The 13,035-nt window shown below is 51.3% G+C and carries 11 protein-coding genes; 7 read left to right on the top strand and 4 right to left on the bottom strand.

Annotation, left to right across the window (positions count from 1 at the left end; all coding sequences use genetic code 11):
- The first annotated feature begins 186 nt into the window (after nt 1–186).
- Nucleotides 187–768, top strand: a complete 582-nt coding sequence (locus HMPREF2572_RS00915) for a hypothetical protein (protein ID WP_070495537.1) — start codon at nt 187–189, stop codon at nt 766–768.
- A 317-nt stretch (nt 769–1,085) separates the two neighbouring features.
- Complete coding sequence (trmA, locus tag HMPREF2572_RS00910) at nt 1,086–2,168, top strand: tRNA (uridine(54)-C5)-methyltransferase TrmA (RefSeq protein ID WP_070495534.1); 1,083 nt, start codon at nt 1,086–1,088, stop codon at nt 2,166–2,168.
- A 54-nt stretch (nt 2,169–2,222) separates the two neighbouring features.
- Here the strand turns inward: trmA and HMPREF2572_RS00905 are convergent, their stop codons facing one another.
- The 3 genes from HMPREF2572_RS00905 to HMPREF2572_RS00895 are packed head-to-tail and all read right to left on the bottom strand — an operon-like array spanning nt 2,223 to nt 4,760.
- Complete coding sequence (locus tag HMPREF2572_RS00905) at nt 2,223–2,870, bottom strand: HAD family hydrolase (protein ID WP_070495531.1); 648 nt, start codon at nt 2,868–2,870, stop codon at nt 2,223–2,225.
- Nucleotides 2,871–2,930: 60 nt separating this feature from the next.
- Nucleotides 2,931–3,887, bottom strand: coding sequence for a cation diffusion facilitator family transporter (locus HMPREF2572_RS00900; protein ID WP_070495528.1), 957 nt, complete (start codon nt 3,885–3,887; stop codon nt 2,931–2,933).
- Between the two features lie 45 nt (nt 3,888–3,932).
- On the bottom strand, nt 3,933–4,760 hold the full coding sequence (locus HMPREF2572_RS00895; RefSeq protein WP_070495525.1) for a ferritin-like domain-containing protein: 828 nt from the start codon (nt 4,758–4,760) through the stop codon (nt 3,933–3,935).
- Between the two features lie 304 nt (nt 4,761–5,064).
- Here HMPREF2572_RS00895 and lolA point away from each other — a divergent pair, with 304 nt between their 5' ends.
- The gene (gene lolA, locus HMPREF2572_RS00890) at nt 5,065–5,688 is read left to right on the top strand and encodes an outer membrane lipoprotein periplasmic chaperone LolA (RefSeq protein ID WP_003768722.1); all 624 of its coding nucleotides are present in this window, start codon (nt 5,065–5,067) and stop codon (nt 5,686–5,688) included.
- 222 nt (nt 5,689–5,910) lie between these two features.
- On the opposite strand, the gene tehB is transcribed toward lolA, so the two are convergent.
- On the bottom strand, nt 5,911–6,768 hold the full coding sequence (tehB, locus tag HMPREF2572_RS00885; protein ID WP_070495522.1) for an SAM-dependent methyltransferase TehB: 858 nt from the start codon (nt 6,766–6,768) through the stop codon (nt 5,911–5,913).
- 261 nt (nt 6,769–7,029) lie between these two features.
- Here tehB and smc point away from each other — a divergent pair, with 261 nt between their 5' ends.
- The 4 genes from smc to HMPREF2572_RS00865 all read left to right on the top strand — a co-directional run.
- Nucleotides 7,030–10,512, top strand: coding sequence for a chromosome segregation protein SMC (gene smc, locus HMPREF2572_RS00880; RefSeq protein ID WP_070495519.1), 3,483 nt, complete (start codon nt 7,030–7,032; stop codon nt 10,510–10,512).
- A 200-nt stretch (nt 10,513–10,712) separates the two neighbouring features.
- Nucleotides 10,713–11,558, top strand: coding sequence for a PoNe immunity protein domain-containing protein (locus HMPREF2572_RS00875; RefSeq protein ID WP_070495516.1), 846 nt, complete (start codon nt 10,713–10,715; stop codon nt 11,556–11,558).
- Nucleotides 11,559–11,648: 90 nt separating this feature from the next.
- On the top strand, nt 11,649–12,494 hold the full coding sequence (locus HMPREF2572_RS00870; RefSeq protein WP_070495513.1) for a PoNe immunity protein domain-containing protein: 846 nt from the start codon (nt 11,649–11,651) through the stop codon (nt 12,492–12,494).
- Between the two features lie 218 nt (nt 12,495–12,712).
- Nucleotides 12,713–13,035: hypothetical protein (locus tag HMPREF2572_RS00865; protein ID WP_210385276.1), on the top strand; the 323-nt coding region annotated here is incomplete at its 3' end.

The raw sequence follows: 13,035 nt of genomic DNA, 5'->3' as shown, positions 1-13,035 counted from the left end.
AACTCAGTCCCGAACAAGTATGCGCCTACCTGCGTAAACACCACCAAATCACACTCCATCACAGCACTATCTACCGCCTCCTCTGCCAAGACCAAAGCAACGTATGCCCTTGATGCTCAGGTCAGGAACAACAGAATCTTCATTGGATAGTGAATTAAAATCATGTTGTTAATTAAAGGTAATACAATGAAAAATAATAATTCTGAGAAATACCAATTTTTAGTAGAGCAGGAGCTGACGCGTTATAAAGAATTAATTATGTCTAAACGATTTTTAAGTGGTTCGTTTTCGTTAGAGGGTTATGAAATTACGCATAGCCAAAAAGAAGCCTATGATTTATATACCGACGAAGAACCACCTGCACCTTATTTTAGTTATCCTGATTTAATCGGGAACGTTGTACCCAGTAATTTCATTCCTTTCTATGAGCTTCAAGATATTAGGGATAAAATTCGTTCGTTGTGGACGGAATTAGATGACGATATATGGAATTATGTAAGAAGTGAAGTGAGCAATCGAAATTTACAGTTAAAAGAACTAAAAGATATAGCTGATTTCATATACAACGATTTTCTAAGTATCATTGCTTATAAATCTTTTGTCGAACTAGTTAAAATAGATGATGGAGAAATAGAGGATAAAGAAATAGATAAAAATGAGAAAATGTTCTTAGAGAAGCAAATTGAAGTTTATAAGAATGGTGGCTTTCCTTGTGGTTGGAAAGGGGAGTTTCCGAATGGCGTAATGGTTGTTTATTCGCCTGAATAGCGTTTTGTTATTAGGTTTATCAAAAAGTAAGGTCGTCTGAAAAGTTCAAACCTCTTTTCAGACGACCTTTTGTGTCAATAGTGAAGGGGTTACGCACTTTCTTGTAATGGTAAAATCTGTATAGTGCGTAAACAATATCCTGTAAGTTTAAAGACGTTTCAGAGGTGTAAATGGTGCGTGATGCTTCTTTGGTTAAGCAGTTTATTTAGCTTGGGCGGCTTTCTGTTTTTGGAAATCCATTGTTTTTGTCGGAGTGCCGTAATCTGCTCTCTGAACTATATTATAATGGGCAATTGTTTTTATTAGATTAATTTGACATGACCGCTTATACGCAACAGCTCGACCAAAAAATCCAATACTTGCAACAGCTTTTCCAAGGTTTGGATTTTCCTGAAATTCAAGTTTTCGAATCTCCCGAACAGCATTACCGTATGCGCGCCGAATTCCGCATTTGGCACGAAGGCGGCGAAATGTTTTACGCCATGTTCGAGCGCGGGCAGAAGGCGAGCGGCGCAACTCTGATACGTTGTGACCAATTTCCTGCTGCTTCGGAGTCTATCAATGCTTTGATGCCCAAGCTCATCGAAGCTGCTGCACAAAATCCCGAACTCAAAAATCGCTGGTACGCCGTTGAATTTTTGTCTGCGTTGAGTGGCGAGATGCTCGTTACCATGATTTACCACAAAAAACTGGGCGAAGCGTGGCAGCGTGCGGCTGAAACCTTGGCGCGTGAATTGGGCATTCATATCATCGGTCGGAGTAGAGGGCAGAAAGTTGTTTTGACTCAAGACTATATAACGGAAGAGCTGAATGTAAACGGCAAAGCCTTCCGCTACCGCCAAGTCGAAGGCAGCTTTACCCAGCCTAACGCCCGCGTGTGCGAAAAAATGCTCGGCTGGGCGTGTGATGTTGCGCAAAATCTTAGCGGCGATTTGCTTGAACTTTATTGCGGCAACGGCAATTTCACCCTGCCGCTTTCGCAGCATTTCAGTCAGGTGTTAGCGACTGAAGTGTCCAAAACTTCCGTTTACGCTGCGCAATGGAACATCGAAGCGAACCAAAGGGACAACATCAAAATCGCCCGCCTCTCTGCGGAAGAATTTACCGAAGCCTATACGCAAAGCCGTGAATTCCGCCGCCTGCAAGAACAGGGCGTGTCGCTGAAAGAGTATGATTTTTCCACTATTTTTGTCGATCCGCCCCGCTCCGGCGTTGATGATGAAACGTTGAAGCTGGTTTCGCAATTCGACAACATTATCTATATTTCCTGCAATCCCGAAACCTTGCGCGCGAACCTTGATACACTTTGCCAAACCCATACTGTCGAACACGCCGCCTTGTTTGACCAGTTCCCGTTTACGCACCATATCGAAAGCGGTGTTTATTTGAAGAAAAAATAAAGAAGCGGATTTGAAAAAGGTCGTCTGAAAATTTTCAGACGACCTTCATTCGTTTTACAGAATCTTGAGCAAATCCAAAGGTGATGCGATGCGGTAGTCGGGTTGCCAAGTTTCGGTTTGGTCTTCGGGGGCGATGTAGCCCCATTCGGCGAGAACGGTTTTCATGCCCGCGTTGCGGCCTGCTTGAATGTCGCGTTCGGCGTCGCCGACGTAAAGTGTGTGTTGCGGCTCGGTTTGGATTTGTTTGCAGGCGTGGAACATGGGCTTGACGCTGGGCTTGGATTCGCCGCAGGTGTCGCCGCTGACGACGACAGCGGGCGGGATGGCGAAGCCGAGTTTGGGGACGAGTTTGTCGGTGAAGCGCATGGGTTTGTTGGTGATGATGCCCCATTTGATACCGCGTTGGTCGAGTTCGGCGATGAGTTCGTTGACGCCGTCGAAAAGGGCGGTGTCTTGGGCGTAGCGGCTGTCGTATTCGTCGAGGTATTCGGTGCGCCATTGGGCGTAGTCGGGATGGTCGGGGGTGATACCTGCGCCGAGTTTGAGCAGACCTGCTGCGCCGTGGCTGGCTTGGGTGCGGATTTCGTCCATGCTTTTGGCGGGCAGGTTGTGGCGGGCGAGCAGGGTGTTGAGTGCGCCGCCGAGGTCTAGGGCGGTGTCGGCGAGTGTGCCGTCGAGGTCGAACAATACGGCTTGTATCATGTGTTTTCCTTTGGTTTTTTGGTGGGGTCGTCTGAAAAGGCTTTCAGACGACCTTTGGGTTTAGTGGTGATGGTGTGCGCCTTCGGTTTCGTTGGCACACAAGACGCTGTCGGGATGCGGGTGGTGTTCGCTTTCGATTTGGATGGTGCAGTGTCCGATGTTTTTGTGGGACAACTCGTGTTCGATGCGGTAGGCGATTTGTTCGGATTCGGCAACGGTCATGCTGCCGTCCACGACGATGTGGCAGGATAAAACGTTGATATTGCTGGTAATCGTCCAGACGTGTAAGTCGTGGACGGATTTGACGCCGTCGGTATTGCGGATGACGGCGAGCAGGTCGTCAGTGTGGATGTTTTCAGGTGCGCCTTCCATCAGGATGTGCAGCGTTTGTTTGAGCAGGCTCCAGCCGCTGCGTCCGACCAGCGCGGCAACGAACACGCTGGCGAGCGGATCCGCCCATTTCCAGCCGAACGCCATCATGAGTACGGCGGCGGCAATCGCGCCGACCGAGCCGAGAAGGTCGCTTAAAACGTGCAGATACGCGCCGCGCATGTTGACGTTGGCTTCGGTGTCGCTGTTTTTCAGCATATAAACTGCCACGCCGATGTTGACCAGCAGTCCGATGATGCTGATGACGAGCATCCCCAGCGTGGCGATTTCGGGCGGATAAAGCAGGCGTTTGACGGCTTCGTAGAAAATCAGCACGGCGATAACCACCAGCGACAAGCCGTTGAACATGGCGGTGAGGATTTCAAAACGTTTGTAGCCGAAGGTCTTTTGCAGCGTGGTTTCTTTTTCGCCGAGCTTGAACGCCCACAACGCCACGCCCAAGGAAAATGCGTCGCTGAACATATGCCCTGCGTCGGAAAGCAGCGCGAGCGAGTGGGTCAGCCAGCCGCCGAACGCCTCCAGCAGCATAAAGGCGCCGATGATGATGAACGATACGCGCAATACTTTTTTGTTGGCGGTATGCGTGTGGGCGTGTGCGTGATGATGGTGTTCGTGATGGTGAGACATAACGTTCCTCAACAGAGGTCGTCTGAAAATCCGGATTCAGGGTTTTCAGACGACCTTTTTGCCTTGTTTCAAACCCTGCTCGAAATCTTCCAACATATCCAGCTCGAAGCGGCTGAAGCCTGCTTTTTCGCGCGCTTCGATGTTCACATAGCCGCGGAAGATAAACATATCGTAACGGGCAATCAGACTGCGGAACAGGGCGACAGGTTCCAAACCGCGTTCGCGGCAGAGGTGTTGATACCAATGGTTGCCGATGGCGACATGGCCCACTTCGTCGCGGTAAATGATGTCCAACACGCCGCAGGTTTCCGAATCGCCGCGCTGCTCCACCTTCGCGCGTATCCCCGGCGTAACGTCCAGCCCGCGCGCTTCCAATACGCGCGGCACCAACGCCATGCGCAACAGCGGGTCGTAGGCGGTTTTATACGCCATGTCCCACAAATGGTTGTGCGCCTCGAAATCGCCGTAATCGAAGCCGAAAGCGCGTAGCCGTTCGCGCATCAGGCGGAAGTGGTACACCTCTTCTTTCGCCACCCGCACCCAGTCGCGCACAAACTGAAACGGCAGCGTGCGGAAACGGTATGCCGCGTCCAAAGCCAGATTGATGGCGTTGAACTCGATATGCGCAATCGCGTGCAGCATCGCCGCATAGCCTTCGGCCGTGTTCATCTTGCGCGGCGTCAGTTGCGACGGCGCGACCAAAACAGGCTTCAGCGGCCGTCCTGCGTGGCGGAAGTCCAGCGGCGGCGCGTTTGTCTCAGCCCCGTCCATGTTCTGAACGGCGGCAAACGCCTCGTCCGTTAGCCGTCCTTTTTCATCGGGGTCGTCTGAAAGCAGGGCAAGTTCCAGCAAGGCATAGATATCAGGTTTCATTCCAAGTCTGCCGTTTTTCGGAAAACAAATATTATAGCGTTTAAAAAAAACAATATAAGGAATATAATCTTTACAATTTGGCGTTGTGCGTCAAAAACCATTAAATACCACAGTTTGCGCAGTCGGCATACATTAAAGAATTGTGAAACCCGATTGTCTTTTCCGCAGGAAAAAATCCCGCAGCTTCAAAAAATTAGCTTTCGGAAAACACTGTTTGCAAAATGTAAACCGCCCATAAGCGGCTTGCATTGTTATTTTGTAACATCGATACTGGGCGCCACACCCCTTCCAACAAGGAAAAATAATGATGAAACAACACAACCTGTTCAAATTCCTCGCCGCTTCCGCCTTGACCGCGACCATCGGTTTCGCACAGGCAGGCGCAGTGGATGCACTCAAGAAATTCAACAACGACGCCGACGGTATCAGCGGCAGCTTCACCCAAACCGTCCAAGGCAAAAAGAAAACCCAAACCGCACACGGCACGTTCAAAATCCTGCGTCCGGGCCTCTTCAAATGGGAATACACCAAACCCTACAAACAAACCATCGTAGGCGATGGTCAAACCATTTGGCTCTACGACGTTGATTTGGCACAAGTGACCAAGTCCGCCCAAGACCAAACCATCGGCGACAGCCCCGCCGCCATCCTTTCCAACAAAAACGCCCTTGACAGCAGCTACTCCCTCAAAGAAGACGGCTCGTCCAACGGCATCGACTACGTCTTGGCAACACCTAAGAAAAACAACGCCGGCTACCAATACATCCGTATCGGCTTCAAAGGCGACAACCTCGCCGCCATGCAGCTGAAAGACAGTTTCGGCAACCAAACCTCCATCAGCTTCGGCGGTTTGAACACCAAGCCCAACCTTTCGCGCGGCGCATTCAAGTTCACCCCGCCCAAAGGCGTGGACGTGTTGAGCAACTGATTGTTTGATCATAAAAAGGTCGTCTGAAACCCAATTTTCGGTTTCAGACGACCTTTTTGTTTTTGGGCTGTTAGTGATGGTGCGTTGGGTGTCAGTTGCCCGCAGTCAACACGATTCAGCTTTTGAAGTGTAACTCGGATGACTGGTGGGCAATATTGGAGACTCTATAAGAAAGCGGATACCAAAAGGTCGTCTGAAAACCTTTCAGACGACCCCGTTCGTTTATGCCTCAGGCTTTTTCGCCAACATGGTAACAAACTTAAACTGTATCGGATTGCCCGCCGCATCTTTCGCGTGCATGGCGCCGAGTTCCTCCTTGTATTCGACAATCTCCCAGCCGCGGTAGTATTCGCGCAACTCGCCTTCTTTAAATTTAAACGGAAAAGGCATAGGGCAGGGGAAGTCTTCGGTGTCCATCGCCGAAACGATCAGGTTGTAGCCGCCCGGGTTGGTGTGCGCCTGCATATCGGCAATCACTTGCGGCACAAAGCGCGGATACAGGAACATAAACACAACGGTCGCCACGATATAGTCGAAATGATCTTGAAGGTTGGCGGCATTCAAATCATATTCCACCGCCCGCACGTCCAAGCCCTCGATGCGCGCCAACTCGTTGACGTTTTGTACCGCCTGCGGATTGTTGTCCACGGCGGTTACATCAAATCCTTTCAAACCTAAAAACAGCGCATTACGCCCCTGACCGCAGCCCATATCCAAAGCCTTGCCCGCAGGAACGATATTTTCAGCCGCCACTACCGCCGAATGGGTCGCGCTCATGCCGTATTTCTTATTGAAATAATCTTTTGCTGCGCAATAAAGCGAGAGTTTGATTTCCGTGTCGTCCGTCAAAGGCTCGACCGTAAACTGTTGCTGCGGCGCGATCATGTGATCGCCGTCTTCGGCAGTCAGCTCGACAGAAGCATTATCAGCTTCCGTTAATTTCAGACGACCTTGCAACACGTTCAGGCAAGCCCATTTCCCTTCGTCAAACGCATGACCCGCCCGCAGCGCGTCGGGAATCCCGTCTGCCTGCCAAACCGGCAGTTCCTCATAACAAAAAAGCGCCATTTGTCCATCCATCGTTGGTTCCTTCTAATCTGTTTTTGATAAGGTGCATATTATATGCCTGTTTCGATCGGGGCATTGAATTATCGGTTTGCCTGCTGACGCATTTGAAGAATCAGGTCGCTGCAAACTGCTTATTTTCAGTTTGTGTACTGCCCGTCGAACCTGATTTTCAGGCGTGAACGGCAGGCTGTCGGATTTGTTTTCAAGAATTTGGTTTTTCGCGGGAAGACTAGTATAAAATCCCACTTTATTTTTTCTCCCCGTCCTTATCCCATGCGCCTGACCCACATCAAACTCTCCGGCTTCAAATCTTTTACCGACCCGACCACGATTCATGTTCCAGGGCAGCTTGTTGCGGTTATCGGGCCGAACGGCTGCGGCAAGTCGAATGTGATTGACGCGGTGCGCTGGGTGTTGGGCGAGGCTTCGGCGAAGCAGCTTCGCGGCGAGAGTATGCAGGACGTGATTTTTAACGGTGCGGCGACGCGCCGTCCTGCGCCGAGGGCTTCGGTGGAGCTGGTGTTTGACAACAGCGACCACAGTTTGCAGGGGGCGTGGGGGCAGTATGCCGAGGTGAGCATCAAGCGGCAGCTGACGCGTCAGGGCGAATCGACTTATTTCATCAACAATCAGACCGTACGCCGCCGCGACATTACCGATTTGTTTCTGGGTACGGGCGTGGGCGCGCGCGGTTATGCCGTCATTGAGCAGGGGATGATTTCGCGCATCATCGAAGCGCGGCCGGAGGAGTTGCGCGCTTATATCGAGGAGGCGGCGGGCGTGTCCAAATATAAGGAACGCCGCAAGGAGACGGAAGGTCGTCTGAAAGACACGCGCGAGCATTTGCAGCGTTTGGGCGATTTGCAGAACGAATTGGCGCGTCAGGTGGAGAAACTGGAAAAACAGGCGGAAACCGCCGAACGCTACAAATCCCTGACCGCGCAGTTGAACCAGCAACAGGATTTGCTCGATTACGCCCAATGGCAGCAATCGCTTGCCGCCGCCGATAAGGCGACCGCGCAGCATCAGTCTTTGCAGGCGCAGCAGGATGAAACCGCCGCGCAGGTTCAGGCGTTAAACGACGAAGTACACGCCTTGCAGACCGCCGAACAGTCGCAGCAACAGGCGGTACACGAACTGAGCAACAAACGCGGCGTGTTGCGCGAGCAGATTGCCCGTTTGGAAGAACAAATCCGCCATCAGCAAAACCTGCACCAACGCATCGAACGCGACAAGCAGGCGGCACAGGCGCAGATGCAGCGCATCCATCAGGAGCAGCAGCAAATTCGCGTGCAGCTTGAAGAAAATGAGTTGCAGGCCGAAGAAAAGCAAACCGAATTGGCAGAGTGGGCGATGCAGGTTGCCGAACACGAAGAGCGTCTGCCCGAATTGGAAGAAGTCCAAGCCACGCTCAACGCCGCCTTCCAAACCCAGCAGGACGAGGCAAACCGCATCCGCCGCGAACTGGCGTTGAAGCAGCAGCAGCTTGCCCATGCCGAACAAACCGTTACCAAGCACGAAGAGCGCAAAGGTCGTCTGAAACAGGAAAACCAAGCCCTGAACCTGCCCGATGAAGCTGAAACCGCCGCCGCGCAGGAAGCCGCCGCCTTGTTGCAAAGCCAGCAAGAGCATTACGAAGAACAAATCATTGCCGCCGAAGAAGCCTTACACGCCGCCCGCGAGGCGTTTCAGACGGCCTCAGACCGCTTCCAAAGCCTGAAGCAGCGACACATCACCTTGCAGGCGCAGCAGCAGGCGTTATCGCAAATCCTGTCGCAACAGCAGGAAGCCGCCGACTTCTGGCAGGCAACCGACCACGCCGCCGCGCCGCAACTGTGGCAACACATCACCGCGCCCGCCGAGTGGCAGCACGCCCTGTCCGTCATCCTTGCCGAACGCCTGCATGCCCGCGCCGTGCCGCACGGCTTCGTGCCGCCCGCACCTTTGCCGCAGGGACAGGCGGCATGGCTTTCAGACGACCTCTCCGGCGGCATCAAAAAATCCCTGCCCGTACAGGCATTGCTGAATCAAATCCAAGCGCAGCCGCCGTTTCAGACGGCATTGCACCACTGGCTCGACGGCGTATTGTGCGCGCCCGATTTGAGCTACGCCCTCGCGCATCAAAGCGATTTGGGCGCACACCAAATCTGGCTTACGTTCGAAGGCCATCAGGTCGACAAAGTCAGCGTCCTGCTCTATGCCAAACCCGCGCAGGAAAGCCTGATTGCCCAAAAAGCGCGCCTCGACGGCATCGCGTCCGAACTGGAAAACCTCGCCCCCGAACTCTCCGCCGCCGAAGCTGCGTTCAAACAGGCGGAGGCCGCCGTGCGCTCGTCCGAAGTGCAACACAAAAACCTGATGCAGCAGCAACAGCAGCACACGCGCCAATACAGCCAAGCGCAGCAACGTGCCGCCGAACTCTTGGCACGCACCAACCAAGGGCAAATCCGCCGCGAACACATCGAGCGCGAACTGGCGCAGTTGGCGGAAGAACAGACCGCGTTGCAACACACGTCCGATGGGCTTTCAGACGACATCGCTACTTTGCAGGAAGCCGCCGCCGAACTCGAACACCAACAGCAAACCACCGCGCACAGCCGCCAAGAGCAGCAAGGCCGTCTGAAACAGGCGCAGCTTGCCCTGTTGGAAGCCAACCGCCAATACGGGTTGGCGGAAGTCGCCGTCCACAAACTCAACCAGCAAAAACAAAACTACCAGCAGCAAATCGCACGGCTCGAACAGCAAACCCTGGACTGGCAGGAACGCCAGCAAGAGCTTGCCCTTGCCTATGAAACCGAGTTCCAAAACGACGAGCAGCACATCAAGCTCGACGAGCTGACCGAAGCCGTACACACGCTGGACGAGGAATACATCGCCGTGCAGGAAAAACTTGCGCAGATTCAGGAACAGGGCAGGGAGCAATACGCCCGCGTACAAACCCTGCAAACCAAGCTGCCGCAGCTTCAGGCCGCCACCCAAACCGCCCTGTTGCAGCAGCAGGAAGCCCTGATCAACGCCAAACGCTACCATCAAAACCTGACCGAACGCGCCGCCGATTTGGACGCGCTCGAAGCGTTGGCGAAAGAATCGCCGAAAGTATTGAACAGCAGCATCGGCAGCCTCACCCAGCAAATCGAAGCCCTCGGCGCCGTCAACCTCGCCGCCCTGCAAGAACTCGAAGAAGCGCGCGAACGCGACGGCTACTACCGCAGCCAGAGCGAAGATGTGCAGGCCGCCATCTCCCTTTTGGAAGAAGCCATCGCCCAAATCGACGACAAAACCAAAGAGCGTTTCAAAGAAACCTTCGACGCCGTCAACGGCAAAGTCCAAACCTTCTTCCCAACTCTGTTCGGCGGCGGCGAAGCCACCCTCAAAATGATAGGCGACGACCTCCTGACCGCCGGCGTGTCCATCATGGCGCGCCCGCCCGGCAAGAAAAACAGCACCATCCACCTTCTCTCCGGCGGCGAAAAAGCCCTCACCGCCATGAGCCTCGTGTTCGCCCTGTTCAGCCTCAACCCCGCCCCCTTCTGCCTTCTGGACGAAGTCGACGCCCCGCTGGACGATGCCAACACCTCGCGTTTCTGCAATCTGGTCAAAGAAATGTCGGCGCAAACCCAGTTCCTCTACATCTCCCACAACCGCCTGACCATGGAAATGGCGGAACAGCTCGTCGGCGTAACCATGCAGGAAAAAGGCGTCTCGCGCGTCGTTGCTGTGGACATCAAACAGGCGTTGGAAATGGCGGAGCCGTGATGAAGTGAGAGATTGTCTATTAAGCTTGATACGGAAAGGTCGTCTGAAAAACCAAATTAGGTTTCAGACGACCTTTCTGTGAATTGAAATAGGGCGTTGGATTCAGATTTCAAACTGCTATTGTTTGAGGGATTAAATTCGTCTCAATACAAAGATTCAAAGAATTGCACCAACCGAGCCAGATTTTATAGGGGTAAAACATGAACGAAACCGAACAAGTTTGTTTTGATGAAAAGCGCAGGCAGCATTTTTTGAGTGAGGAAAGATTTAATAAATTTAATAATTATTTTCTGGAAGCTATTCCTGAATATAATAAATGGAAACTCTCAGATGATTTAGCATTACGATTTTTATCTAGACAACAAGCAGAAACCTACTGGGATTATTTGAAAATCATATATACCGCAGGTAACCCGATAGAGGATTTAATTCCTATTCTAGAAAAATTTTTAGCTTCAGAGGAAGAGATAACTAAATTCTGGCAGCAAAACAAACCGGAATTAAACGATATTGGCTACTACGCCAGCCCGATGCCGTGGTGTGATGTTGAGCATTACCTTAAAACGCTGCACCTTATCGCGCTTTGCTACCTCCTGCAACGTGAAGACTTGCTTCCGCGCCTGCTCGACGTCATCCTTGCCAATGCAGAAGATGATTTAGAACCTGACTCCACTATCGAAGACTTTTTGGACTACCATTTTAAAAATCGTCCCGATCCGAATTATGTTCAAATGGGCAAACACGCCATTTTATTCGGTGAAGCTATGCGCGGCGAAACCAAAGAAGAACAATTGGAAGAACTCAATGCCTACCTCAAAGACTGGTATCGTAAAATGGTCGGCATGAGCGACCTTGAATACCAATCCCACCTCGATCCTGAGCAGAACGGTTATTGCGGCTACTGGGCGTTCGAAGCCGCCGCCATCGTTTATCTTGACGACTTGGACGATACCGAATTGCGCAAATCCCCTTATTACCCCAAAGATATGGTTGACTGGGCAAGGGAGCAGAAGCGCAAGCGTGAAGATAAAGGGAAAGCTGATTAGTTTGGAAGAGTTTGAAGATTAGAAGGTCGTCTGAAACTGAGCAGCAGAATTAAGAGAGTGCCGACCAAGCTAAATTTTACGGGAGTAAACATGAACGAAACCGAGCAAGTTTGTTTTAATGAAAAGCGTAGGCAGCATTTTTTGACGGAGGAAAGATGGAATACTATTTTGGAAAAAATTCCAGAAACAATTAAAATTCTAACAGATAATTTTAATTCTAGTGATTTAGGATTAAAAGGTAGTTATTCTTTAGTCAGTTCTACATTATGGCGCTACCTCAAAGCCATTTACACTGCAGGTGAACCTATTTCAAATCTACCATCTATTCTGGATGATATTATTCATATTTTGGAAACATCAACACAGTTTTGGAAAGAGCATAAAAAAGAATTAGCCGAGCATGGTTATGACTCCGGTCCGTTTGTGTGGGATGATTCCGACAACTACATGAAGGTTCTCGGTCTGATTTCCGTCTGCTACCTCCTCCAACGCGAAGACCTGCTTCCGCGCCTGCTCGAAGTCATCCTTGCCAATGCAGAAGATGGGCTTGAGCCTGATACAACCATTGAGGATTTCTTCTACTACCGCTTCAAAGACCGTCCCGATACGGGTTATGTCCAAATGGGTGATCATGCTATTTTGATTTCGGATGCCATACGCGGTGAAACTAAAGAAAAACAACTGGAATCTCTCAGTGCCTACCTCAAAGACTGGTATCGCGAAATGGTCGGCATGAGCGACCTTGAATACCAGACCCATCTTGACCCCGAGCAGAACGGTTATTGCGGCTACTGGGCTTTTGAAGTCGCCGCCATTGTTTATCTTGATGATTTGGACGATACCGAATTGCGTAAATCCCCTTATTACCCCAAAGATATGGTTGACTGGGCGAGAGAACAGAAGCGCAAGCGTGAAGACACAGGGAAAGCTGATTAGTTTGGAAAAGGTTAAAGATTAGAAGGTCGTCTGAAAATATGTTTTCAGACGACTTTTTTAAGCTGTAAAGACTATATGTGGTAGATTTGCTTAAATTGAATAAAGTGCCTATTGAATACCATTTGTATAATTTTTTCTTCCATTTATCCCATTTGCTTTACCGTTGATGACGTTCAAGTTACCATACGAACCTCATTGTCATCTTTAAATTCAACGTCATGACTGCCCGCCAATCCTACCACCTCACCTTCGCCCGTTTCTCCCCCTCCCTCTCCGTTCGTTCTTTCACCGCCTCCGAAGCCGCCAACACCGCCTACCGCGTCGAAATTACCGCCACCTCCACCGATTCCTCCCTGCCGCTGTCTTCCTATCTCAACCAGCGCGCAGCGTTTGAAATCCGTCCGCAGGAAGGTTTACTGTCGGAAGTGGTCAGTGCATTCGGGTCTGCTTCAGACGACCCACCGGCGAAGCAATGGCAGGGCATCGTGACTTCGTGCGAGAAGCTGTCCGTATCCAAGGATGAAACCGTTTACCGCTTTGT

The organism is Neisseria sp. HMSC064E01, assembly GCF_001808875.1.
GTDB classification, from domain to species: Bacteria; Pseudomonadota; Gammaproteobacteria; order Burkholderiales; family Neisseriaceae; genus Neisseria; species Neisseria sicca_A.
Note: the sequence above shows the minus strand (reverse complement) of the source record. Positions and strands in the feature narration are given on the sequence as shown.